This window comes from Geothrix sp. 21YS21S-2, assembly GCF_030846775.1.
Classification (GTDB): Bacteria; Acidobacteriota; Holophagae; order Holophagales; family Holophagaceae; genus Mesoterricola.
On record NZ_CP132910.1, the window covers coordinates 535,875 to 557,202 of the forward strand.

Annotated in this window: 22 protein-coding genes, 1 tRNA gene and 1 pseudogene; 7 read left to right on the forward strand and 17 right to left on the reverse strand. The window is 67.8% G+C overall.

The window, feature by feature from the left end; all coding sequences use genetic code 11:
- Positions 1 to 10: 10 nt before the first annotated feature.
- The 3 genes from RAH40_RS02410 to RAH40_RS02420 form a co-directional block, all read right to left on the reverse strand.
- Positions 11 to 673: a peroxiredoxin-like family protein gene (locus RAH40_RS02410; RefSeq protein WP_306600476.1), complete on the reverse strand. Its 663-nt coding sequence runs from the start codon at positions 671 to 673 to the stop codon at positions 11 to 13.
- A 37-nt stretch (positions 674 to 710) separates the two neighbouring features.
- The gene (locus tag RAH40_RS02415) at positions 711 to 1,292 is read right to left on the reverse strand and encodes a YceI family protein (RefSeq protein ID WP_306600477.1); all 582 of its coding nucleotides are present in this window, start codon (positions 1,290 to 1,292) and stop codon (positions 711 to 713) included.
- Positions 1,293 to 1,386: 94 nt separating this feature from the next.
- Positions 1,387 to 1,875, reverse strand: a complete 489-nt coding sequence (locus RAH40_RS02420) for a YHS domain-containing (seleno)protein (protein WP_306600478.1) — start codon at positions 1,873 to 1,875, stop codon at positions 1,387 to 1,389.
- 400 nt (positions 1,876 to 2,275) lie between these two features.
- Between RAH40_RS02420 and RAH40_RS02425 the strand changes: the two genes are divergently transcribed.
- Entirely contained in the window at positions 2,276 to 2,518 is a 243-nt protein-coding gene (locus RAH40_RS02425; RefSeq protein ID WP_306600479.1) for a hypothetical protein, read from the forward strand.
- Positions 2,519 to 2,555: 37 nt separating this feature from the next.
- Here the strand turns inward: RAH40_RS02425 and RAH40_RS02430 are convergent, their stop codons facing one another.
- The 4 genes and pseudogenes from RAH40_RS02430 to bshA form a co-directional block, all read right to left on the reverse strand.
- Positions 2,556 to 3,458, reverse strand: coding sequence for an abortive infection family protein (locus RAH40_RS02430; RefSeq protein ID WP_306600480.1), 903 nt, complete (start codon positions 3,456 to 3,458; stop codon positions 2,556 to 2,558).
- A 157-nt stretch (positions 3,459 to 3,615) separates the two neighbouring features.
- Positions 3,616 to 3,824: pseudogene (tnpA, locus tag RAH40_RS02435) on the reverse strand (IS200/IS605 family transposase); the annotation flags it as partial.
- A 570-nt stretch (positions 3,825 to 4,394) separates the two neighbouring features.
- Positions 4,395 to 4,471: transfer RNA gene (locus RAH40_RS02440), tRNA-Met, on the reverse strand.
- 12 nt (positions 4,472 to 4,483) lie between these two features.
- Positions 4,484 to 5,629, reverse strand: a complete 1,146-nt coding sequence (bshA, locus tag RAH40_RS02445; RefSeq protein WP_306600481.1) for an N-acetyl-alpha-D-glucosaminyl L-malate synthase BshA — start codon at positions 5,627 to 5,629, stop codon at positions 4,484 to 4,486.
- Between the two features lie 89 nt (positions 5,630 to 5,718).
- On the opposite strand from bshA, the gene RAH40_RS02450 reads away from it, so the two are divergent.
- The 6 genes from RAH40_RS02450 (at position 5,719) to RAH40_RS02475 (ending at position 9,296) form a co-directional block, all read left to right on the forward strand.
- Positions 5,719 to 5,973: a YggT family protein gene (locus RAH40_RS02450; RefSeq protein ID WP_306600482.1), complete on the forward strand. Its 255-nt coding sequence runs from the start codon at positions 5,719 to 5,721 to the stop codon at positions 5,971 to 5,973.
- An 8-nt stretch (positions 5,974 to 5,981) separates the two neighbouring features.
- Positions 5,982 to 6,551, forward strand: a complete 570-nt coding sequence (locus RAH40_RS02455) for a DivIVA domain-containing protein (RefSeq protein ID WP_306600483.1) — start codon at positions 5,982 to 5,984, stop codon at positions 6,549 to 6,551.
- A 177-nt stretch (positions 6,552 to 6,728) separates the two neighbouring features.
- Positions 6,729 to 7,136, forward strand: a complete 408-nt coding sequence (locus RAH40_RS02460) for a hypothetical protein (RefSeq protein WP_306600484.1) — start codon at positions 6,729 to 6,731, stop codon at positions 7,134 to 7,136.
- Between the two features lie 69 nt (positions 7,137 to 7,205).
- Complete coding sequence (locus RAH40_RS02465) at positions 7,206 to 8,090, forward strand: hypothetical protein (protein WP_306600485.1); 885 nt, start codon at positions 7,206 to 7,208, stop codon at positions 8,088 to 8,090.
- Between the two features lie 11 nt (positions 8,091 to 8,101).
- Positions 8,102 to 8,623, forward strand: a complete 522-nt coding sequence (locus RAH40_RS02470) for a hypothetical protein (protein WP_306600486.1) — start codon at positions 8,102 to 8,104, stop codon at positions 8,621 to 8,623.
- A gap of 91 nt (positions 8,624 to 8,714) precedes the next feature.
- Positions 8,715 to 9,296, forward strand: coding sequence for a hypothetical protein (locus RAH40_RS02475; RefSeq protein ID WP_306600487.1), 582 nt, complete (start codon positions 8,715 to 8,717; stop codon positions 9,294 to 9,296).
- 6 nt (positions 9,297 to 9,302) lie between these two features.
- Here the strand turns inward: RAH40_RS02475 and RAH40_RS02480 are convergent, their stop codons facing one another.
- From RAH40_RS02480 to RAH40_RS02525, 10 genes are read right to left on the reverse strand one after another with little or no spacing between them, the layout of a single operon-like run.
- Positions 9,303 to 11,006: a phospho-sugar mutase gene (locus RAH40_RS02480; protein ID WP_306600488.1), complete on the reverse strand. Its 1,704-nt coding sequence runs from the start codon at positions 11,004 to 11,006 to the stop codon at positions 9,303 to 9,305.
- 33 nt (positions 11,007 to 11,039) lie between these two features.
- Positions 11,040 to 12,422, reverse strand: coding sequence for a TldD/PmbA family protein (locus RAH40_RS02485; protein WP_306600489.1), 1,383 nt, complete (start codon positions 12,420 to 12,422; stop codon positions 11,040 to 11,042).
- The gene (locus RAH40_RS02490) at positions 12,422 to 12,943 is read right to left on the reverse strand and encodes a macro domain-containing protein (RefSeq protein WP_306600490.1); all 522 of its coding nucleotides are present in this window, start codon (positions 12,941 to 12,943) and stop codon (positions 12,422 to 12,424) included. The genes RAH40_RS02485 and RAH40_RS02490 overlap by 1 nt, the downstream gene beginning before the upstream one ends.
- 8 nt (positions 12,944 to 12,951) lie before the next feature.
- Entirely contained in the window at positions 12,952 to 15,057 is a 2,106-nt protein-coding gene (gene coaE, locus RAH40_RS02495) for a dephospho-CoA kinase (RefSeq protein ID WP_306600491.1), read from the reverse strand.
- A gap of 36 nt (positions 15,058 to 15,093) precedes the next feature.
- The gene (locus RAH40_RS02500; protein WP_306600492.1) at positions 15,094 to 16,620 is read right to left on the reverse strand and encodes an MFS transporter; all 1,527 of its coding nucleotides are present in this window, start codon (positions 16,618 to 16,620) and stop codon (positions 15,094 to 15,096) included.
- A gap of 55 nt (positions 16,621 to 16,675) precedes the next feature.
- Positions 16,676 to 16,882 (reverse strand): DUF6755 family protein, encoded by a 207-nt coding sequence (locus RAH40_RS02505; RefSeq protein WP_306600493.1) that lies wholly within the window; start codon positions 16,880 to 16,882, stop codon positions 16,676 to 16,678.
- Entirely contained in the window at positions 16,879 to 17,391 is a 513-nt protein-coding gene (locus tag RAH40_RS02510; protein ID WP_306600494.1) for a ubiquinol-cytochrome c reductase iron-sulfur subunit, read from the reverse strand. The genes RAH40_RS02505 and RAH40_RS02510 overlap by 4 nt, the downstream gene beginning before the upstream one ends.
- Positions 17,391 to 17,972 carry a 4Fe-4S dicluster domain-containing protein gene (locus RAH40_RS02515; RefSeq protein WP_306600495.1) on the reverse strand — a complete coding sequence of 194 codons (582 nt, stop codon included), beginning with the start codon at positions 17,970 to 17,972 and terminating at the stop codon, positions 17,391 to 17,393. The genes RAH40_RS02510 and RAH40_RS02515 overlap by 1 nt, the downstream gene beginning before the upstream one ends.
- On the reverse strand, positions 17,972 to 20,197 hold the full coding sequence (locus RAH40_RS02520) for a molybdopterin oxidoreductase family protein (protein WP_306600496.1): 2,226 nt from the start codon (positions 20,195 to 20,197) through the stop codon (positions 17,972 to 17,974). The genes RAH40_RS02515 and RAH40_RS02520 overlap by 1 nt, the downstream gene beginning before the upstream one ends.
- A gap of 2 nt (positions 20,198 to 20,199) precedes the next feature.
- The gene (locus tag RAH40_RS02525) at positions 20,200 to 21,264 is read right to left on the reverse strand and encodes a hypothetical protein (protein WP_306600497.1); all 1,065 of its coding nucleotides are present in this window, start codon (positions 21,262 to 21,264) and stop codon (positions 20,200 to 20,202) included.
- Positions 21,265 to 21,328: the final 64 nt, after the last annotated feature.

Here is a 21,328-nt window from a genome sequence, read left to right on the forward strand (position 1 = left end):
GCACAGTGCGCTAGACACACGCTTGCTGGAGGTCCCGCAGCGTGGAGAGGATGAGGGCGGGATCGACGCGGTTGCGGAACTCCGGGTCGAAGAAGACGAGTCTGGCCTTACCGTTCCGCTCCAGGACAAAGGTGGCGGGCACCGGGAGCTCCCAGGAGTCGTCTCCGTTGAACTTTGGGAGATCGGTACCGAAGGTGTCCAGGGAGATACGCCTGGCCTCGCCTTCCAGGGTGTACACCAGACCGAAGCTCCGGGCGACCTTGTTGCCTAGGTCGGATAGAACTGGAAAGGCAAGGCTTTCCCGTTCGATCAAGGGCATGGCATAGTCGGGCTTCTCCGGGGAGATGGCGATCAGGGTCGCGCCCAGCGCGAGGATCTCCGGGAGGGCCGTCTGGAGCGCCCTGAGCTCGAGGTTGCAGAATGGGCACCAGGCTCCCCGGTAGAAGGAGATCACCAGGGGCCCTTTGGCCAGGAGGGCTTCGGTGCTGACGATCTTGCCAGTGGCGTCGGGGAGCGTGAACATGGGGGCCCGCTCTCCGATATGGAGCAGGTAGGGGAAGCGATCAGGCTTGTCGAGTTCAGCGTAGAACCGCTCCACGGGAGCCAGGACTTCGGCCGGAAGCTGGGTCCGGACTCCGGCCATGAACGTGTTCAAGTCTTCTTGAAGGGCCATTGAGGGTCTCCTGGAGGAAAGGTGGGGTGTGCCTAGTTCACTGCTTGATGACTTCCAGGGCGAGGGTGATGTCCACCTCGTCGCCCAGGACCGTTCCGCCCAGGCCGAGGGGCAGGTTCCAGGTCATGCCGTAGTCCTTGCGGCTCACCTTGAGCTGGCCCTCGAAGCCGGCCCGGGTGTCCTTGAAGGGGGTCTGCACCGTCCCGAGGCTGACGGCCATGATAGTGACCCGCTTCGTGATGCCCCGGATGGTGAGGTCCCCAGTGACGTCCAGACGCCCTTGGCCGCGATCGAGGACTTGGGCACTCTGGAAGGTGATCTGGCCGAAGTGGTCCACATCAAAGAAGTCCGGGCCTTTGAGGTGCTTGTCGCGGGCCTCCAAAGCGGTGTCCAGCGTGGCGGCCTGGATGGTAAAGGTGACGGAGGACTGGGCAAGGTCCTTCTCGTCCAGGAGGATCCTGCCGTCGAAGCCGTGGAAGCGCCCGGAGACCCGGGTCACGAGATGGCGGACCCGGAAGCCCACCTCAGAGTGGGCCTGATCGACCTTGTAAGTAATCTGGGCACCTAGGGGCAGGAAGGAGATGGCGAGGACAGCCAGTTGGACAAGATGGAAACGCATGGGACACCTTCAGGTAGGGCGGCGCCTTGTCACGGTGAACGTGAAAGCCTGTCCCCTGTGACCAGGGCGCCGATCGGCAATGGGAGGGAGAGTACTATTCGGCGAGCAGCTTTCCGTAGGCGGCATCACCCTTTTCGATCAGGGCGACGGTATCCTTCTTCCAGAAATCGTGGGTGACGATGTTGGCGTCCGAAAAGAAGAGGTAGAGCTTCCCGTCGCGGATCACATAGTGGTTGGGGTTCACGTCGACGCGCTGATTGATGGCGCCGATGGCCCAGGCGCAGTAGCCGCCGTACTGGGGCAGGAAGCGCTCGGGGCTCATCTTGAAGGTCTCGAGGTTCTTCTCGTTGACGAAGCGGTAGTTGACCCCCGCGTGGTTGTAGGTGAGCTTGATGGTCCCCTGCATGGGCTTGCTGCCGCCCTCGGACCAGTAGGAGACGGGGTCGTAACCCTCGACGCCGACGTTGGGACCCAGGAGGTTCATGGTCCTGGCTGAGGGGGTCATCGCGGTGGCCGTGTGGGCCAGGAGACCCGTGGTGATCAGGCCAAGGGCGAAGAGGATGGTGGGGATCTTGCGGCTCATGGGAGCTCCTAGAGAGGCCTTCGGCTGAAGGCGAGGGGGAAGGGAAGCGCGGGAAGCGCCCGTCTTTGAACGGCGCCCTGAACAGCAGGGCCGGGCCCGCATCGGTGAGGCCAAGGAAGCAGGCTCCGTGCCAGAGTGAAAAATGACGGCTAAAATCAGATTCAACATGGGGTTGTCAACACCCGACGGGCAGGGGGCGAGCACGAGGCTTCTCCGGACTACGAGATTTCACAGACGCCGCGACTCACTTTCGTAGTCGTCCCCTGGGAGGGCACGGTCCCCCGGCGGACGTGGACGATTGAGCTCTCGGACACGACGTGATGTAGGGGTCCGTTTTTCGCAATCCATCCGTCAGTTAGGCGCCGCCCGCTTCCGGATTCCATATAGGAGGCCCCCGCCCATGAAAAGCACCGTTCTAGACATGACCACCCCCGCGCCTGCCCCTCTCCATGACCAGGACCTCCCGCCCGAGGTCCTGGCCATCCTCTTGCACAAGGAGCTGACCCGGCTTGCAGCCCTCCTGGATGGCATCCCCGACCTCAATGATGCCGAGGTCGTCCAGATACCAGCAGGGGTCCCTTTCCGGGTCCTGGCCCTGGCCACGGCGGCCCTGAAGGCCATTTCCACCACTCGGTCCATCTGACCGCGTTGGACCTGTACAGCGTGGCCTTCCCGACCACCTACTTCCCGAGCATCTCCTCAGACGTCTCCTGCATGAATACTGCAAGAGTCGCGGCTGCTCCCACCGCCAGTCGGGCATGGCGGGCGCGAAGCCCACGGGTTCGGGCATCTTTCCCGTGGCCAGTCCCATATCCATTTCGGAGTTCTGCCAAACCGTTCGAGATAGTGGCGAGATTCTGAAGCAACTTGCGGATGATATCGGCGGCATAGGCTTTGTCTGGGATATCGTCTGGGACCAGCTTGAGCTGCTTCAACGCAGCCCGAACCAACTTTGGGAAGTCATCTTCCACCGGGACCCTCAGACCATGGTCGAGGAAGATGGTCTTGGCCACAGTCTCCACAAGTTCTTTGGCAGTGCCGATGGCCTGTTCAGGGTCCTTTTCCACGGCCTGTTCGATTCGCTGGATCTGCTGATGAATGTAAGCGGCGTCGACCCGCACTGCCATCCCCTTGGCGGCGTTCAACGCGGGGCTGATCTTGCCGGTAAGGGTTCTCGCAGAATAAACGGGGAGCCCGGCGATGGTGCTGGCAACCGCCAGTTCCCACCCCTCCCGGTTGAGGAGCGGGTTCAGTAGCTCAACAATTTGATCGACCTCAGCCGGGTTGGACCGCACCGCTGGGTGGATCATCATGGCCAGGAAATCCAGGAAGCTCTTCTCAGGACCATGGAGGAGGTTGAACCGGCTGTCGGAGAACACCCAGCCATCCTCCCAATCGTGGTTATTCCAGCGATGCTGGTTGATGTCCCCGGCCGCATCTGCGAACCGTCCATCGCCGGAAGGCAGCTTCTGCAGGTCGTACAGACGCATCAGGAACTCGACCTCCCCCAGTCGACCGTTGTACTCGATCCCGGACAAGGTGAGGACATCGACGATGTCGCGCCTGGTGATTTCAGAAAGCACGAGCAATATCTCCAATTTTAACAACACCGAGGAATGGCAATCACCAATGGAGGAACAAAATATTCAAACGCAATCCCTTGGTGATTCATTATGCTAACCCGCCTCGCGACTACCCAGTCCGAGTGGATCCTAACATTTCAAGCTGTCCAAGGGGGTGGGGGCAGGCCAAAATCAGAATATGGACGTGATCGGCCATGAGGTGCCCCTCCTCGATCCGGCATTCCTTCTGCGCGGCCAGTTGCCGGAACACCTCACCCAGATGTGGTCGTAACTTCTCGTAGAGCGTCTTTCTTCGACATTATGGGATAAACACCACGTGGTACTTACACTCCCACCGGAAGGGCTTAGACTTTCCGACGAGTCCATCTTGGACCTCCTTTCGTGTGCTTGGCGGCTCACAATCGGAGATTCCAGGATGGACTCCCTGAAATGTCAAACTTCTACTGCCACCCCGGCAGAGCCGGGGGGTCTCCTGGTTTTGCTAGAATAGCGGGTTTACGCTTGTACGGTCGGTCCCTTTGCCCTTGCCCCGGTTGTGAGTCCTGTGGCGTCCACCACGATCGGGATAACCGCCCGGGACGGGGCACGGATTCGGATCAACCTCGAGGCAGGCCATGGCACGGAAGCCACCAGCATCGTGGCGGCCTTCCTGGGGAGCCGTGGTTGACTTGGGTGAAAGGGGTAGCAAGTCGAATTCTGCCCTCCTCGAGACGGCCCCCAGGTGGCTCACCCTTGGCGGCGGTATGGAAGGGCTATGGAGCACGTGATTCAGACACGGAACCCCTTTCCCAGAAAGGGGAAACGAAGAACCCCTGCTCAAACTGTACCCCTAGACTGTACCCCGGCCAGAAATTGACGAATTCTATCTTCGTAAGTGTTGCACGCGGGTACAAAGGAAAAGCCCCGAGAACTCAATGTTCACGGGGCTTTTCTTGGTGGTGGCTGGGCGCGGACTCGAACCGCGGACCTAGGGATTATGAGACCCTCGCTCTAACCACCTGAGCTACCCAGCCGAAGAAGCTAGTCTACCGGGTCCGGGCACCAAAATCCACGATGGATTTCGGGATCGCGAGCACCCGCTCGTAGACCTCCTCGTACTGGTCCACGATGGGCTTCTCCTCGAAGGTCTCCAGGGCGCGGGTCTGGGCGGAGAGGCCCATCTTCCTGCGCAGGACGGGGTCGCGCAGGAGGGTGAGGGCGTCCTCGGCCATGGCGTCCACGTCGCCCAGGGGCTCCAGGAAGCCGTCCACGCCGTGGCGGACCACCTCGGGGAGGCCGCCCACGCGGCTGGCGATGACGGGGACCCTGTGGGCCATGGCCTCCAGGGCGGCCAGGCCGAAGCTCTCGGTGGCGCTGGGGAGGAGGAAGACGTCCGAGCAAGCAAGCACGGTGTCGATGTCCAGCTGCTTGCCGGTGAAGCGGACGTGGTCGGCGAAGCCGTGGTCGCGGGCGTAGATTTCGGCCTCGGCCCGGTCGGGGCCGTCGCCCACCATGACCAGGAAGCTCGGCTGCTCCCGCAGCACCCGCTCGAAGGTCTTCATGACGTCCATGACGCGCTTGACGGGGCGGAAGTTGGAGATGTGGGTGAGGATGGAGGTGCCGGCGGGGGCCAGCCACTTGCGGCAGCCGGGGTTGGGGTCCTGGGGGGCGGTGACGAAGTTGGGGATCACGTCGATGGGACGGTCCACCTTGAAGGTGCGGTAGGTCTCGTCCCGCAGGTACTCCGACACCGAGGTGACGGCGTCGCTCTCCCGGATTGCCAGCTTCACCATGGACAGGTAGCTGGGGTCCGAGCCCACCACCGTGATGTCGGTGCCGTGGAGGGTGGTGACGACCTTGAGCCGGCCCTCGAGGGCCATGCGCGCCAGGAGGGCGGCGGAGGCGTGGGGGATGGCGTAGTGGGCGTGCATGATCTGCAGGTCATGGTGCTCGGCCACGTCGGCCATCTTGGAGGCCAGGGCGATGGAGTAGGGAGCCGCCTCGAAGAGGGGGTAGGGGCTGGCCGTCACCTCGTGGAAGAAGATCTTGTCCTCGAAGCCCAGCAGCCGGGGTGGAAGGGAGGGGCTGAGGAGGTGGATCTCATGGCCCCGGGCGGCCAGGGCCTTCCCCACCTCCGTGGCCACCACGCCGGAACCGCCGAAAGTTGAGTAGCAGGAGATCCCGATTCGCATCTCACGGTTGTACTGCAGTTCTCCCCAATTGTCCAAGGGGACGCCGGGGCCGGTTGCGACTATCATGGCAAGGAAAGGTCCCCCTCCCTATGTTCCTTGTGCTCGTGGCCGACAAACTCATTCTTCTCCTCATCATGCTCATCTTCATCACGAGCATCCTGTCCTGGATCCAGCCGGACCCCCGGAACCCGATCGTCCGGTTGCTTCACGCCATCGTGGACCCGGTGCTGCACCCCATCCGGACCCTGCTGCCGTCCTCCATGGGCATGGACTTCAGCCCCATGGTGGCCATCCTGATCCTGTACGCCCTTCAGGCCCTCTTGCAGAAGAGCGTCCTCTCCTAGGAGCGCCCATGAAATACACGCCCTTGGACATCCAACGCCGGGAATTCGAGAAGGGGTTCCGCGGCCTGGACGAAGGGGAGGTGCGGGCCTTCCTGCTGGAGGTGGCCGCGGAATGGGAGGAGCTCCAGATGGAGAACTCCCGCCTGCGCACCGAGATCCTGGACCTGCGCGAACACCTGAAGCAGTACCAGGACCAGGACCGGATCTTCCGGGAGACGCTGCTCAACGCCCAGCGCACCAAGGAGGAGATCCTGGACGCCGTGAACCGGGAGAAGGCGCTCATCCTGCGCGAGGCCGACTTCAAGGCCGACGAGCTGCTGCGGGAAGCCAGCGCCAAGAGCCAGGAGCTGGAAGCCTCCCTGCGGGGCCTGAAGCTGGAGCGGGTGCGCTTCCTGCAGGACATGGATTCGCTCCTGGCCCGCACGCGGCGGTACCTCCAGGAGGAGGCCCCGGAGATCTTCCCGCCCGCGGAGGCCACCCGCAGGCTCGACGACCGGGACGCGGCCCGCATCGACCAGCTCACGGGGCAGAACCCCGCCCGCACAGGGAAGACAGGCTTCGGTTCCGACGGGGTCTGAACCCGCCGCATCGGGACGGCGGCGCCTTCGGGGGTACGGCCCGCGGGCCGTGGAACCTTGGCGCCGCGGTTGGCATTGGAGGGTGACGCTGACCCGGACGGCAGGGGGTCGCCGGCCGCGGGCGGGGTGCCCGGGGCGGGCCCCGGCGTGCGAGGTCGCGAAGCGCGGAAAGGCACCATGACCCCTCTTTCGAAAGCCCTGACCTGTTCCGGAGCGATCCTCCTCGCGGCCGGTTCCGCCCCCTTGCGGTCCCAGGCCTGGGCGGCGCCGACGGCGACCCAGACGTCCACCCCGACCCACGCCCTGAGGCAGGACGGCAAGGATTCCATCCTGATCGGACACACCTGGTCCAACTGGACCTGGGTGGACCCCGAGGGTACTCGCCACGTTTTCCCCGGGACCAGTTCCGCCAACCGGAGGATGATCGCGATCAACGGCGTCGGCATGATCCCCCAGGCCGGCGGCGCCCTGGAATACACGAACCTGAACCTCGTCCAGGCCCTGGACGGCGCGCCCATCTACCTGAGCACCGAGAACGGCGGCAAGGGAAAGATCGTCATCCGGAGCCAGGCCTTTCCCAAATAAAAGGTCCTGTCCGTCATCTATGCGCCTCCCGGAATCGGGGGAACGGTCAGCTACGGGAAAGGGTCCGGGGTGGGAACCACGTCTTCCATCAGCCAAACTTTTTCGGGCGCCTTCAACCTGTCCGCCAGTCTCGGCGGGGAGGACGTCAAGAATTTCGCAACCTTGGGCGCGGGCTGGTCCACGAGCACGACAGACTCCCGGTCCATCACGATGAGCAACAACCTCTCGACCTTGAACCGATGGACCGGCACGTCCGAGGGCATCAACCACGACCAGGACGTCCTGGAGGTGTGGCTGAACCCCGCCGTTGAGCTGTCTTTTACCTCCTCCAACGAAGCTTCGTGGAGGCTCATGAACCATCCGGGCGATCCCCTTTCCGCCACCGTCGGCGCCAATGTTGTCCACCTGACCGTCGCCCAGCTCCTTGGAAAGGAACCGATCACGAACGAACACCTGCTGGCCCGGTTGAAGCGGGAATGGCCCGGAGGCGGAGCCTTGACGGGGCCAGGAACCGATTCGGACTTCCATGCCATCGCCAAGCAGAATCCCTACCATGCGATCGGCTCTGACTTCATGGGCAACACGTTCGTGCCCGACCCGAACAGGTTCAGCCTGACGAACCTTCGCTCGGTGGACTACAGCCCCGCGTCAGGCGTGGTACACACGTCTTCGCTCATGGTCCAGAACGAGGGGATTGAAACAAAAGGCAACTCCATCGTCAGCAGCTACTCGGTTTCCGCTGCCATGGGCGCCGGGTTGACGAAATTTTTCGGCATCACGGCAAACAAGTCCTGGACGTGGACCGATGAAATCACGACCTCCCGGACGGTGACGAATTCTTCCCACGCGGAGCTCTCGGTGCCTCAGCCGGGCAACGACTGGCGGGGGCCAACCCACATCGCTGTCTACACGGATACCCTGTACGGCAGCTTCCTCTTCACCTACCTGCGATAGGGAGGGGCCCGATGAAGCCGCTGCACGCCATTCTGCCCTGTCTTGCCATGGCAGGCTGCGGGTCCCTTCCCGTGGTTGAAATCCATTCCGCGCCTGTCCTCCCCCGGGAGGAAGTCAGCCGGCTCGCCGCCCACCGCACCCGAACCGTGGCCGTCGATGCGGAAGCCGTCTTCCCGAAGGTCCTGGAGATCCTTCTGGACCAGGGACATCTGATCCTATGTGCGGATAGGAGCCTCGGGATGGTTGCCTTCCGGCAACAGTGGCAGGACCGTGAGCAGCGGAAGGCCAGCATCATCCAGGACGGCAGCCTCCTGGTGACGCCCCTGGAACCGGGCCGGAGTCGACTCAGGCTCCTCCTCGCTGGCCGTTCTTCTGAAGTTTTTCATTATGGGATGAAGGAATCGGCGGGGCTGGCGACTCTCGCCGGCGTCCAGCACGACCTTGCGCCGGAGGAATACGCCAAGCTCCTGGATCTCCTGGAGAAAGGCTTGGTTGCGCAGGGCGCGCCACCGCAGGGGGCCGGTGGCGGCTAGGGTGCCTGAGTGCGGCCGGCCGGGAACCCATCCGGCAGGGGCGGCACCTTGGATCTGGCCGGCCTTTCGGCGGCTTTTTCTTGGGGAATCCATGCTGCCGTTCCGTTTCGCCCTTCTGATTCTTGGCACCCTGCCCGCGCTGGCCGAGGTGACCCTCACCAACGCCACGACCCATCGGGTGAGGTTGAAGATCACCTCCATCGCGGCCCAGGGGCGCGATCTGACGGTGGCCTCCTACGCGTCCGCGGCCCCTCCCAAGGCCCGCCCGGCCTGGGGCGCCGAGGACAAGGGGGCGGTCCACGAGCCCACCTTCCATGGCACCTACCAGGATTTGGCGCCAAGGCCCATAAACACGCTGATCCTGTATCTCACGCCCGGCGGTCAGGCCGTCTTTACCCCATCGCCGTGCGCCCCGGGCGCGGTGGGCATCCAGCAGGTGGATCTACTCCTGTCGCTCCACGGCCTGGACGAGGGGGCCGGGGTGGACCTTCCGGTACGCTACCGGGCCTTGGCCCTTGGCGGCGATGTGGCCAGTGAATCCCTGCACCTGGAAACCACCCAGGAGAACAAGGCCGACGGCAACCCGGTCCCCCTCGAACTGGTGGCTCCCGACGACAAGCATCCGGACTACCGGATCAAGGTGCCGAAGAGCGCCCCCTGCGTGATTCTCTGAACGGGGCTAGAGCCCCAGCAGCGCCCTCGCCTCGGTCTCCATGCGGTCCAGCAGGGCGGCATCCGTGCGGCTCTGGAGGTAGACCTTCAGCTTCGGCTCCGTGCCGCTGGGACGGAACGCGGCGAAGGCGCCGGATTCCAGGCGGAACTTGAGGACGTTGGAGAGGTCCATGGGCCGGGCCTTGGCGCGGTTGTCGGGACGGTCCAGGATGGGTTCGACCTGGTCGCCGGCGTGCCACTGGCAGGCCTGGAAATCCTCCCAGGAGACCACCTTTTCGCCGCCGAAGGCCTTCAGGCCGGCCTCGCGGATGCGGGTCATGGCCTCGGCGAAGCGCACGGCGCCGCCGGGACGCGGGTCCTCCAGGTTCACCAGGCGGTTGTGGAACATGCCCACGCGGGCCTTGAGGGCGTCGACGGCCTCGTAGGGGCCCAGGCCCTGGGTCTTGTAGTGGCCCACCATCTCGGCCACCACCAGGGCGGCCAGGACGCCGTCCTTGTCGCGCATCTGGTCGCTGAGCTGCATGCCGAAGGACTCCTCGGCGCTGTAGGCGTAGGTCTCGCCGTTCCTCCCGAGGATGTCCATGCAGAGCGCGATGTTCTTGAAGCCGGTGAGGGTCCACATGACCTCGAGGCCGTGGCGGCGGGCCACCTCGGCCAGCAGGTCGGAGGTGACGACCGTGGTGACCATGACGCCCTTGAGGCCCTTCTGGGTGCAGAGGTAGTCCAGGGTGAGGGCCGCGAGGTCGTTGCCGCTCATGAGCTCCCAGGCGCCGTCATGGGGCGCCACGAGGCCGATGCGGTCGGCGTCGGGGTCGTTGGAGAGGACCACGTCGGCCCCGGCCTTCGCGGCGTCGGCCAGGGGGGCCTTGTAGGCGGCGATCTCCTCGGGGTTGGGCCGGGGGGCGGTGGGGAAGGTGCCGTCCTGCACCGCCTGGGAGGCGCAGATCTCCAGCGGGAGGCCGGCGCGCTTGAAGAGCTCGGGCACGAAGGCGATGCCGGTGCCGTGGAAGGGGGTGTAGAGGACCTTGGCGGGCTTGAACCCGGCGGGACGGGTCATGAGGCTCAGGCCCAGGGCCAGGTAGCCCTCCTCCAGCTCGGCGGGGATGGGCACGATGCGGGCGTCGCCCTCGGCCGGGGGCGGCTCGGGCACCAGGGGGAAGGAGGCCATGGCGGCTTCGACCTCGGTGTCCCAGGGGCTCACCACCTGGGCGCCCTTCTCGTCATAGGCCTTGTAGCCGTTGTATTCCTTGGGGTTGTGCGAAGCGGTGATGATGATGCCGCAGGCGGTGCCCAGCTTGCGCATGGCATAGCAGAGGAAGGGGGTCGGCAGGGGGCGGTTGCCCAGGAACACCTGGTAGCCGGCGGCGGCCAGCACCCGCGCGGCCTCCCGCGCGAAGACGTCCGACTGCAGGCGGGTGTCGAAGCCCACCAGGGCGGTCTTCGCCTGGGGGGCCCTCGCCTTGGCCACCTGGGCCAGGGCCAGGGTGGTGCGGCGGACGTTGGGCTTGTTCATGCGGCGCAGGCCCGCGGCCATGATGCCCCGCAGGCCGCCGGTGCCGAAGGCCAGGGGCTCGAAGAACCGGTCGTTGACCTCCACCAGGGCGGCGGCGTCGCCCTTCTCGGCGGCCTGGACCAGGGGTTCCAGTTCGGCCCTCAGTTCGGGCTCGAGGTGGGGAAATGCGAGATATTGGCGGGCTGCTGCTGTGGACATCGAATCCTCTTGATTTAGGCTTCGACTACCTTATCACGCCCCGCCAAGGCTCATGTCGGAGAGCAGGAGGGACACCCCGCCGCTGCTGCCGTACCAGTGGAGATCGTTGCCCACCGCGGCGATGCGGGTGAGGAAGTCCCGCAGGTTGCCCGCGAAGGTCATGCGGTCCACGCTCTCGGCCAGCTGCCCTCCCCGGATGCGGATGCCCGACGCGCCCACGCTGAGGTCGCCCGAAACCGGGTCCACGGTGTGCAGGCCCATGAGCTCGGTGATGAGCACGCCCTCCCCGGCCATGCGGTAGAGCTCCAGGGGGGTGGTGTCGCCGGTTTCCGGGAACAGGTTGAAGGTGGAGACGCCGGGGTTGCTGCCCGTGCCCCGGCCGGCGGTGCCGGTGGGGGCCACGCCCATCTCGGCGGCGGTCTTGAGGGTGTGGAGGTAGGTGCCCAGGACGCCCTTGTCGATGAGGACGTTGCGCCGGGTGGGCAGGCCCTCCCCGTCCCAGGGCTCCGAGCCCAGGCCGGTGGCCAGCCGGCCGTCGTCCACCAGGGTGAGCAGGGGGGAGGCGATGGTCTCCCCGAGCCTGCCCGCGAACAGGCTGCGGCCCTTGAGCACGGCCTCGGCCGAGAGCATCCCCGAGACGATGCCCAGGATGTCCACGGTCACTTCGGGGTGGAGGATGACGTTGAAGCGCCCGGCGTCCATCTGCGCCGGGTTGAGCTTGCGCTCCCCCTTGCGGGCGGCTTCGGCGCCGATGGCGGCCAGGTCCACGGCGCCGGGGTGCCGGCCCATGTCCCAGTGCCACGAGGCCTGGCGGTCGCCGCGCTCCTCCACGGCCAGCTCGATGGCGGCGGAGCAGGACGAGCCCAGGTCGTAGGCCCGCACCCCGCGCTGGGTGATGAGCAGCGAGGCGCCGTCGCCGTCGGCCCAGGAGGCGTCCCGCACGGCGACGACCTTCGGGGAGGCCTTGCGGGCGTGGGCCTCCAGCTCCAGGGCGCGGTTGATGCGGTCCTCGGGGGTCAGCGCCGAGCCGCGGGGGTCGTGGCGGGGGGGCAGGTCGTCCACGCCCGAGGGGGAGGCCTGGCGGATCCAGGGGTCCTCGTCGCCCAGGGCGGAGAGCTCCCAGGCCTGGGCGAACAGCTCGGTGAAGTCGGCCCGTCCCAGGTCGGTGGTGGTGGCGATGCCAGTGCGCAGGCCCTTGGCCCCGGGCCGCAGCACGCGCACCCCCAGGCCGCCGCGCTTGCTGGTGGTGAGGTCCTCCAGGGCGCCGTTCTGGACCTTGGCGCGCCGGGAGCGGGAGACGCTCACGAAGGCCTCGGCGCCCTCGGCCCCCAGGGCCAGGGCCGAGCGGATGCCGGCCTGGAGCCGCTCCTCGAGGGAATCGGAGATGAAGGTCTGGAACAGGGCTGGGTCGGACATCAGGGTAGGGCCTCTTTGAGGGCTTTCTGGTGGGCCTGGTACGTCTGGGCGTTGAAGCAGACCAGGAAGACCTGCTCCGGGAGCTCGTTGGCCTCCAGGAAGTCCAGGATGGTCTTCACGGCCACCGGGGCGGCCACGTCCAGGGGGATCTGGGGCTCGATGCCCGAGCCGATGCTGGGGAAGGCCACGGAGCGGATGCCCCGCACCCTGGCGAGCCTGAGGGTGTTCACATAGCACGAGGCGAGGACGCCGGCCTCGGCGCCGCTGCCGTCCAGCCACGTGGGTGCGACGGTGTGGATGACGAAGGGGGACGCCAGGTTGTGGCCCCCCGTGAGGCGCGCCTCGCCCGGGGGGCAGTCGCCCACGCCCAGGCACTCCTCCTCCAGGCCGGGGCCCGCGGCACGGTGGATGGCCACGTGCACGGGGCCCCCCGCCGCGAGCGTCTCGTCGGTGGAATTCACCACCGCCTCGGTGCCCATGGCGGTGATGTCGCCCAGCTGGAGCTTGAGACGCGAGACCATGGGGACTCCTAGATGACGCTGGGGAGGGGTTCCGCCGTCCCGCCCACCACGAGGGCGGGGCAGAGGATGGTGGGCAGGGCGTCCGAAACGGGAACCCCCTGGCCGTCCTTGCCGCAGGTGCCGATGTCGAAGTGGTCCAGGTCCCGTCCGATGCGGGTGATCTCCTTGAGCACCGTGGGCCCGCATCCCGTGAGGGTGGCGTTGCGCACCGGGTGCTTGACGACGCCCCCCTCCACCCAGTAGCCCTCGGTGACCTGGAAGACGAAGTTGCCGGTGACGGTGTCCACCTGGCCCCCGCCCATGTGCTTGACGAGGAGGCCCCGGTCCAGGTCCTTGAGGATCGCCGCCGGGTCCTCCTGGCCAGGAGCCAGGAAGGTGTTGCGCATGCGGGGGATGGGGATGTGGCGGTAGCTCTCGCGCCGGCCGTTGCCCGTGGGCTCCACGCCCATCCTGCGGGCGGTCTTGCGGGACTGGAGGTAGGACTTGAGCACGCCGTTCTCGATGAGCACGACCCGCTGGGCGGCGCGGCCCTCGTCGTCGCAGGCCGAGGACCCGCGCTTGTGGGGCAGGGTGCCGTCGTCGATGATCGTGACGAAGTCGGCGGCCACCTTCTGCCCCAGCTTGCCGGAGAACGCGCTAACCCCGGCCAGGGCCAGGTCGGCCTCGAGCCCGTGGCCGCAGGCCTCGTGGATCATGGTGCCGCCGGCGCTGGAGGAGAGGATCACGGGGAAGGTGCCCGCCGGGGCGGGCAGGGCGTCCAGGGCCTGGATGGCCAGGCGCACCGCCTCGTGCACCGTGCGCTCCACCTCCTGGGAATGGAACAGCTCGAAGCCCCGGGTCTGGCCCAGGGCCTGGTACCCGGTCTGGAGCAGCTCGCCCGCGCCCGCGGTGACGTTCACGCGCAGCACGCTCTGGATGCGGCGGTCCTCGGTGAGGGTGGCGGTCCAGGCGCCGTCCACGCGCTCGGCGGAGGCGATCCAGACGCTCTGGGTGCTGTCGCCGTAGCCCACGGCCACCTGGCGCAGGGCGCCGGGCCGGAGGGTCTCCGCGCGCCGCCGGGCGAGGTACTCGGCCCGGCGCACCAGGTCGACCTTCTCGGGCAGCGGCACCGCGGCGGGTTCGCGCTCGATGGGGCTGGGCTTGGGAAGGAGCTGGGGCGCGAGCTCGGGGATGGAGGCCGCCACCCCGGCGCCGGGGGCGGCCAGGGTGCGGGCCGCGTCCAGGAGCTCCGCGGCGGTGGGGGCGATGAGGTCGGCGAACCGGGTGGTCTCCCCGTCCATGAGCCGAAGGCCCACGCCGAAGGTCTCCCCGGCGGCCACGTCCTCCATGCGGCCGTCGTCCATGCCCAGGCCGCAGGCGCGGCGGTGCTCCACGAAGACCTCGCCGTAGTCGCCGCCCCGGCTGAGCAGGGTCTCGAGGGTGGCGCGGAGCTGCTCGGCGTCGAAGGGGGCGGTCATGGGCGGGCGCCACTTCCGGCTCCGGGAGGTCTTCCAGTGGGCCAGGAGGTTCTCCTCGGCCTTGTGCAGGGACTCGTCCAGGTCGCGGCCGTCGTTGTGGAAGACCTGGTCGGCGTGCAGCAGCTTCTCGGCGCCCGCGCTCTGGGCGTAGATGCGGTCCATGGCCCTCGCGGTGTCCAGGCCGTCGCGCTCCATGAGGCGCTTGAGGCGGATCTCCTCGGGGGCGTCCACCACCCACAGGGCGTCGAAGATGTGGGCCTGGCCGCGCTCGACCCAGAGGGCCGCGTCCAGGACCACGCCCTTGATCGTGGTGGGCAGCGCGCGGAGCTTGTCGGCGAGACGCGTCTCGATGAGCGGGTGGAGGATGGCCTCCAGGCGCTCCCGGTTGGCGGGGTCGGAGAACACCAGGGTGGCCATCCGCTCCCGGTCCAGGGTGCCGGCTTCGCCGAGGATGCCGGAGCCGAACGCCTGCACCAGGGCGGCCAGGCCCGGGGTGCCCGGTTCCACCACCTCGCGGGCCACCTGGTCGGCGTTGATGATCTCCCAGCCCAGGACCTTCAGGCGCTTGGAGGCGTAGGTCTTGCCGGCGGCGATGCCCCCCGTGAGGCCCACGACGGGGTAGGGGGCCTCCACCAGGCGCTTGTTCAGGGTTGTCATGGGCTTGCTCCGGGCAGTTCGGGCTCCCCGGACGGACTACGCCCTGGGGGTGCCTGCCATTATGCCCATTTCCTGCCGCCTTGCGTATCTCCAGGCGTTGAGAATGATGCAGCCCGCGTAGAAGGCGGTGAACAGGTGCAGGGCGCGCTGGGGCGTGCCCGCGTCCACCTGGATCTTGAAAATGGCAGGAACCAGGAAGCTGCCGTAGGCCGCCACCGCCGAGATCCACCCCACCGTGGGGGCCGCCATGCCCGGGGCCGTGACCTGGGGCGCCATCTGGAAGACGGCCCCGTTGCCCAGTCCCGTGGCCACGAAGAGGAGGAGGAACAGCCCCAGGAAGGGGGGGAAGAAGGCCTCGGGCGCCGGCGCCCCCTGGGCCCGCACGACGAAGTGCGCCACGCCCAGGGCGCCGACGCCCATGAGCGCGAAGGAGAGCTGGGCCACGTGGCTGCCCTTCCATCTGTCGGCGAGCCAGCCCCCCACGGGCCGGAAGAGGCTGCCCACCAGGGGGCCCAGCCAGGCGTAGGCCATGGCGCGGGGCGCGTGGGTGTTCACCATGCCGCCCGGAAGGCGCCCGAAGACCACGTTGATGAGCAGGGGCAGGGCGCCGCTGAACCCGATGAAGCTGCCGAACGTGCCCAGGTAGAGGACCGTGAGCCCCCAGGTGTCGGGCTTGCGGAACATCAGGAACTGGGAGGCGAGCCGTTCGCTGACGCGCCCGGGGATGAGCTTGAGCAGCCCCAGGGAGGCCAGGATGGTCCCCAGCAGCACGCCCACCTGGGCCGCCAGGCCCAGCCTGAACGACAGCAGCAGCGCCACGCCCGCGGCCGAGACCGCCAGCCCCAGCGCGTGGAGGCCCAGGATCTTGAGGACCGCGGGCCCGAGGGGCTCGGCGTCCTGTCCCGGCAGGTTGTCCATGAACACCCACGCCAGCACGGAGAGCAGGGCCAGCACGGGCACCCACACCAGGGCGCCGTTGGCCAGGTAGAGGGGCGCCTTGCCGCCCAGGGAACCGAAGAGCCCCACGCCGATGACCGCGGGGATCGCCACCTGCATGACGCTGACCCCCAGGTTCCCCAGCCCGCCGTTGAGCCCCAGGGCCGTTCCCGCCAGGCGCTTGGGGAAGAATCCCGGGATGTTGGCCATGCTGGAGGCGAAGTTCCCCCCGCCGATGCCCGAGAGGGTGGCCAGGACGGCGAAGGTCGAGAAGGGCGTGTGGGTGTCCCGCAGCGCCAGCCCGGCTCCCAGGGCCGGAACGATCAGGAGGGCCGTGGTGATGGCGACGGTGTTCCGGCCCCCCGCCAGCGGCACCAGGAACGCGCTGGGAATGCGCAGCGTGGCACCCGCCAGCCCCGCGATGCTGATGAGCGTGAAGAGCTGCGCGGGCGGGAACGGGAACCCCGCGTCCCGCATGCGCACCGCGAGGATGGACCAGAACATCCACACGGAGAAGGCCACGAGGAGGGCCGGGATGGAGACCGCGAGGTTCCGCCAGGCGACGGCCTTCTGCCCGGACTCCCAGGCGGCGGGGTCCTCGGGGTTCCACGAGGTGATCTTGGGCATGAAGACTCCTTGAATGAATTCCTTTTTTCCCCTCGCCGAGGAGGCCGGGAAAAGATCAATTCCTGTTGTCCAGGTCTTTCGCCTTGAAGGCCAACACGAGCGCCACGGCGGTCAACAGGAGGGACACGATGAAGGCCCCGGCCAGCATCCCCCGCTGGCCGTCCAGGACGGCGCCCAGGACGGTCTCGAAAAGATAGGTCTGGATCAGCACGATCAGCAGCACCACGGCCAGCGCGGCGCCCGTGAAGACGGAGCGGTTCATGCGGGGCTCCCTTCTCCGGGCTTGGGCAGGTCCCCCACGACCCAGATGTCGCCGTCGCGCAGTTCCACGTGCAGGCGGGACAGAGGTCGGGTCGGAGGGCCCGCGGTGGGGAAGCCCTGTACAACCTCGAAGCGGCCGTTGTGGCAGGGGCACTCCAGGCCCTTGCCGTCCCAGCGCACGGCGCAGCCCAGGTGGGTGCAGGTCTGGCGGTAGGCGCGCCACTGGTCCCCGGGGGTGCGCACGAGGATGCAGCGGTCCTGGGGGTCGCGGTAGGTGAACAGGTAGCTGTTGCCGGGGGCCACGTCGTCGGCGCGGCAGAGGCGGAGCTCCCGGGGGGCGTCGGCGGGGGCGGCGGGGGCGCCGTCCAAAGGCTTCTTCCGGAGGCCCAGGTAGCCGATGCCGCCGGTGAAGCCGGCGCTCACCAGGGCCAGGAACCGCGCGAACTCCCGCCGGGAGAGCCGTCCCTCCTCGGCCAGATCCACGGGGAAAAGCGATTTCCAGCCGGCCATCAGAGGTCTCCTTCGATGAGGATCGAGGCATCCAGGTTCAGGGGGATCTCCGGGTCGGGCACCATGATCGCGTTGCGGGTGCGGATCGTCAGGGCGCCGATCCGGAACTCCCGCAGGGGCTTCGAGCCGCGCAGGGCGGCCACCTCGTGCTTCGGCACGAAGAGCAGGGCCTGGCTGGGACACACGGTGGCGCACATGGGTTTCAGGCCGACGGAGCTCCGGTCGTAGCACAGGTCGCACTTGAGCATCTGCTCCAGGCCGGGCAGCACGATGGGCACGCCGAAGGGGCAGCTCAGCTCGCAGTTCTGGCACGCGACGCACCGGGGCTTCTGGCTGGCGTGCACCACGCCGTCCTCGGTGCGCTTGATGGCGTCGGCGGGGCAGCTCATGGCGCAGATGGGGTCCTCGCAGTGCATGCACACGGTGGGCCCGGTCTGGGTGGAGGCCAGGCGGTCCAGCTCGTCCAGGTGGATCATGGAGACGCCGCGGTGGGTGCCGCACTCCGCGCAGGCCGCCACGCAGGACCGGCAGCCGATGCAGCGCTGGGGGTCGATGAAGAAGCCGAACTCCTCGCTGACCATCACGCCCCCTTTCCGGCGGCCATGAGCTCCAGGAGCTCGGGCGGGAAGCGGTCCGGCGTGGTGCGCGCGAGGCGGCAGGCGCTCACCTTGAATTCGGGGATCCGGCTCACGGGGTCCAGGTTCCGGGCCGTGAGGCGGTTGGCGCCCAGGTTCCCGGGCCAGTGGTAGGGGATGAAGACGGTGTCCGGACGGATGGTGGTGACGAGCTTGGCGGGCAGCACCAGTTCGCCCCGGCGGGTGGCGACCGAGACCGCGTCGCCTTCGGCGATGCCGAGATTCCTTGCAAGGCGGGGGTGGATCTCCACGTAGGGGTGGGGGCACTGTTCCACCAGGAACCCGATGCGCCGGGTCTGGGTGCCCGAGAGGTAGTGGAAGACCACCCGGCCCGTGGTGAGCCACACGGGGTACTCCGCGTCCACCACCTCCATGGGGGGCCGCCAGGGCGTGGGGATGAACTTCGCGCGGCCGTCGGGGTGGAAGAACCTCCCCCCTTCGAACAGGCGCGGGGTGCCGGGGTGGTCCTCGGTGGGGCAGGGCCAGAAGACGCCCATCTGCTTCTCGATCTTTTCGTAGGTGATGCCGCCGTAGTCCGCGGTGCCGCCCGAGGAGGCCCTGCGCAGCTCCTGGAAGATCGCCTCGGGGGACGTGAAGTGGTCGAAGAACTTCCCCTTCCCCAGGCGGCGGGCCAGTTCCACCATGATCTCCCAGTCCGTGCGGGCGTCCCCGGGGGGCTCCACGGCCTTGCGGATGCGGATGACGCGGCCCTCGGCGCTGGTGGAGGTGCCGTCGTCCTCCTCGTGGAGGGCCGAGGGGAAGACGATGTCGGCGTGCTGGGCGGTCTCGGACAGGAAGAAGTCCAGGGACACGAAGAACTCCAGCTTCTCCAGGGCCTCCCGGGTGAAGGTGGAGTCCGGCAGGCTGACCACGGGGTTGAAGCACAGGCAGAGGAGGCCCTTGATGCCGCCCTCGTGGATCTCGTTCATGATCTCCTGGGCGCTGAGGCCCTTGCGGGGGAGCTCCTCGTCCGTGCAGCCCCACACGCCGCAGATGTGGGCGCGGTGCCCGGGGTTCTCGATGTCCCTATTGCCGGGGAGCTGGTCGCACTTGTGGCCGTGCTCGCGGCCGCCCTGGCCGTTGCCCTGGCCCGTGATCGTGGCGTAGCCGCACCCGGGCCGGCCGATGCGCCCCGTGGCCAGGACGATGTTGATGCAGGAGTTGACGTTCTCCACGCCCTTGGACTGGTGCTCGATGCCGCGGGCGTGGAGGAGGAAGCTGGTGGCGGCCTCGCCCCACATGCGCGCGGCCTTCTCGATGGCGGCCGCGGGCAGGCCGGTGACGGCGCTGGTCCACTCGGGGGTGCAGTCCCTCGCCGCCTCCAGGGCCGCCTCGAAGCCGCTGGTGTGGTCCCGCACGAAGTCGCGGTCCACGAGGTTCCATTTGTCCAGGAGGTGGAGGATGCCGTTGGTCAGCGCCGAGTCGGTGCCGGGCCTGAGGGGCAGGGCCAGGTCGGCGGTGCGGGCCAGGGGCGTGATGCGGGGGTCCACCACGATGAGCCTGGCCCCGCGGTCCCGGGCCCGCCAGATGTAGTCGGTGGTGATGGGCGCGCACTCGGCCACGTTGGCCCCGGAGACCCAGATCACGTCGGCCAGGGGGATGTCCTCCCAGGAGTTGGCCGCCCGGTCCACGCCGAAGGCCTTCTTGTTGCCGGCGCCGGCGCTCACCATGCACAGGCGGCCGTTGTAGTCGAGGTTCCGGGTGCCCAGGCCCAGGCGCGCGAACTTGCCGGCGAGGTAGCTCTTCTCGTTGGTGAGGCTCACGCCGCTGAGCATGGCGAAGGCGTCCTTGCCGTACGTCTCCTGGATGCGCGTGATCTCCGTGACGGTGCGCTCCATGGCCTCGTCCCAGCCCATGGGCACGAAGCCCGAATCCGTGCGCTTCATGGCGTGCAGGAGCCGGTCGGGGTGGGCCCCCTGCAGGTAGCGCTTGACGCCCTTGGGGCAGAGCTTGCCCTTGTTGAAGGGGAACTCCTCCCAGGGGTCGAAGCCCACCACCTTGTTGCCGGCGACCTTGAGCTTGATGCCGCACTGCTGGCCGCAGAAGCAGCAGTGGGTCTCCACGATCCTCTCGGGGCGGAGGTCCGCGTCCCAGCCGCCGGGAGGGGCCGTGTTGAGGTGGGGGCCGAATTCGGCCCGGAGGCGGCTGGCGTCGGTGGGCAGATGGGCCATGGTCAGCTCTCCAGGGGTTCCACGGGCACCGGCGTGTCCGCGAAGGGATCGAAGGCGCCGCCCAGGCGCAGGCTCTGGGCCTTCATCACCAGGCGCCGCCTGCAGCGGGGGCACAGGTCGAGGTGGTGCGCGCCGGCTTCCAGGCCCAGCTCCTTCCATAGCACGCGCAGGTCCCGGTGCTGGTTGGGGCGGATGAAGGGCGTGGCGCAGGCCCTGCAGGGCAGGAGGCCGAGGGCGTCCCCTTCGGCCTTGTAGAGCTTCACGCCGGCCTGGGCGGGGCGCTGGACGATGTGGAAGAGCTTGCCGAAGGGCAGGCTCAGGAGCATGAGGATGACGGTCATCTCATGCAGGTACGCCAGGGTCCCGAAGTTGCGGCCCTGGAGCCAGGTCTCGGAGGCGGTGAGCAGGAGCCCGGTGACGGAGACGGCGATGAGCAGGAGCAGGGGCAGGATGTCCAGGTCGAAGCGCTGGGTGGCCGTGTCGCCCTCGTCCCGGCTGCGGCGCACGAAGGCCAGGACGCAGCCGGTGATGACCATGACGGCGGCCAGGTCCAGGATGTGGAAGGCGGCGAAGGCGGCGAACCCCCCCAGGGGGAAGCTCCCCGCCGGCAGGCCCAGGACCCAGGCCTGGTAGCGGTCCGCATTGGGCCCGTCGCTGGTGAAGCGCACCCACCCGAAGACCAGGGGGAAGGTGACGGAGAAGGCCAGGAGGCATCCCCAGGCCAGCAGGGCGTGGGCGCCCCAGCGCCTGATGGAGCGCTTGCCGATGAAACGCTGCAGGAACAGCTGGTCCAGCAGGATCAAGGGCAGGCGCAGCAGCACGCGGGGCGTCAGGAGGGTGCGCAGGGTCCAGCGCCAGTACATGCCCGTGGCGGGCCGCTCCAGCCAGGTGAAGTACCGGTAGGCCACGCCGAAGCACGCGAAGAGCGAGGCGATGAGGTAGCCCAGGAGGGCCGGATCCAGCCAGCGGCCTCCGCCGTTGCCCAGGGCGACCAGGCCGGCCAGGGCCACGGTGGCCAGGGTCGCCCGCGCCAGGGGCCGAAGTTCCAACTCCAACAGGGCGAGCATCTCCACCTCGGGTTCCGGGGATCCGGTCGCCCAAGCATGAGGTGGTTCCTAGGGCCGGACCTTG

Coding starts and splice junctions, on each gene's coding strand:
- RAH40_RS02410 (WP_306600476.1), bottom strand. CDS start 673: ATGGCCCTTCAAGAAGACTTGAACACGTTCATGGCCGGAGTCCGGACC.
- RAH40_RS02415 (WP_306600477.1), bottom strand. CDS start 1,292: ATGCGTTTCCATCTTGTCCAACTGGCTGTCCTCGCCATCTCCTTCCTG.
- RAH40_RS02420 (WP_306600478.1), bottom strand. CDS start 1,875: ATGAGCCGCAAGATCCCCACCATCCTCTTCGCCCTTGGCCTGATCACC.
- RAH40_RS02425 (WP_306600479.1), top strand. CDS start 2,276: ATGAAAAGCACCGTTCTAGACATGACCACCCCCGCGCCTGCCCCTCTC.
- bshA (WP_306600481.1), bottom strand. CDS start 5,629: ATGCGAATCGGGATCTCCTGCTACTCAACTTTCGGCGGTTCCGGCGTG.
- RAH40_RS02450 (WP_306600482.1), top strand. CDS start 5,719: ATGTTCCTTGTGCTCGTGGCCGACAAACTCATTCTTCTCCTCATCATG.
- RAH40_RS02455 (WP_306600483.1), top strand. CDS start 5,982: ATGAAATACACGCCCTTGGACATCCAACGCCGGGAATTCGAGAAGGGG.
- RAH40_RS02460 (WP_306600484.1), top strand. CDS start 6,729: ATGACCCCTCTTTCGAAAGCCCTGACCTGTTCCGGAGCGATCCTCCTC.
- RAH40_RS02470 (WP_306600486.1), top strand. CDS start 8,102: ATGAAGCCGCTGCACGCCATTCTGCCCTGTCTTGCCATGGCAGGCTGC.
- RAH40_RS02475 (WP_306600487.1), top strand. CDS start 8,715: ATGCTGCCGTTCCGTTTCGCCCTTCTGATTCTTGGCACCCTGCCCGCG.
- RAH40_RS02480 (WP_306600488.1), bottom strand. CDS start 11,006: ATGTCCACAGCAGCAGCCCGCCAATATCTCGCATTTCCCCACCTCGAG.
- RAH40_RS02485 (WP_306600489.1), bottom strand. CDS start 12,422: ATGTCCGACCCAGCCCTGTTCCAGACCTTCATCTCCGATTCCCTCGAG.
- RAH40_RS02490 (WP_306600490.1), bottom strand. CDS start 12,943: ATGGTCTCGCGTCTCAAGCTCCAGCTGGGCGACATCACCGCCATGGGC.
- coaE (WP_306600491.1), bottom strand. CDS start 15,057: ATGACAACCCTGAACAAGCGCCTGGTGGAGGCCCCCTACCCCGTCGTG.
- RAH40_RS02500 (WP_306600492.1), bottom strand. CDS start 16,620: ATGCCCAAGATCACCTCGTGGAACCCCGAGGACCCCGCCGCCTGGGAG.
- RAH40_RS02505 (WP_306600493.1), bottom strand. CDS start 16,882: ATGAACCGCTCCGTCTTCACGGGCGCCGCGCTGGCCGTGGTGCTGCTG.
- RAH40_RS02510 (WP_306600494.1), bottom strand. CDS start 17,391: ATGGCCGGCTGGAAATCGCTTTTCCCCGTGGATCTGGCCGAGGAGGGA.
- RAH40_RS02515 (WP_306600495.1), bottom strand. CDS start 17,972: ATGGTCAGCGAGGAGTTCGGCTTCTTCATCGACCCCCAGCGCTGCATC.
- RAH40_RS02520 (WP_306600496.1), bottom strand. CDS start 20,197: ATGGCCCATCTGCCCACCGACGCCAGCCGCCTCCGGGCCGAATTCGGC.
- RAH40_RS02525 (WP_306600497.1), bottom strand. CDS start 21,264: ATGCTCGCCCTGTTGGAGTTGGAACTTCGGCCCCTGGCGCGGGCGACC.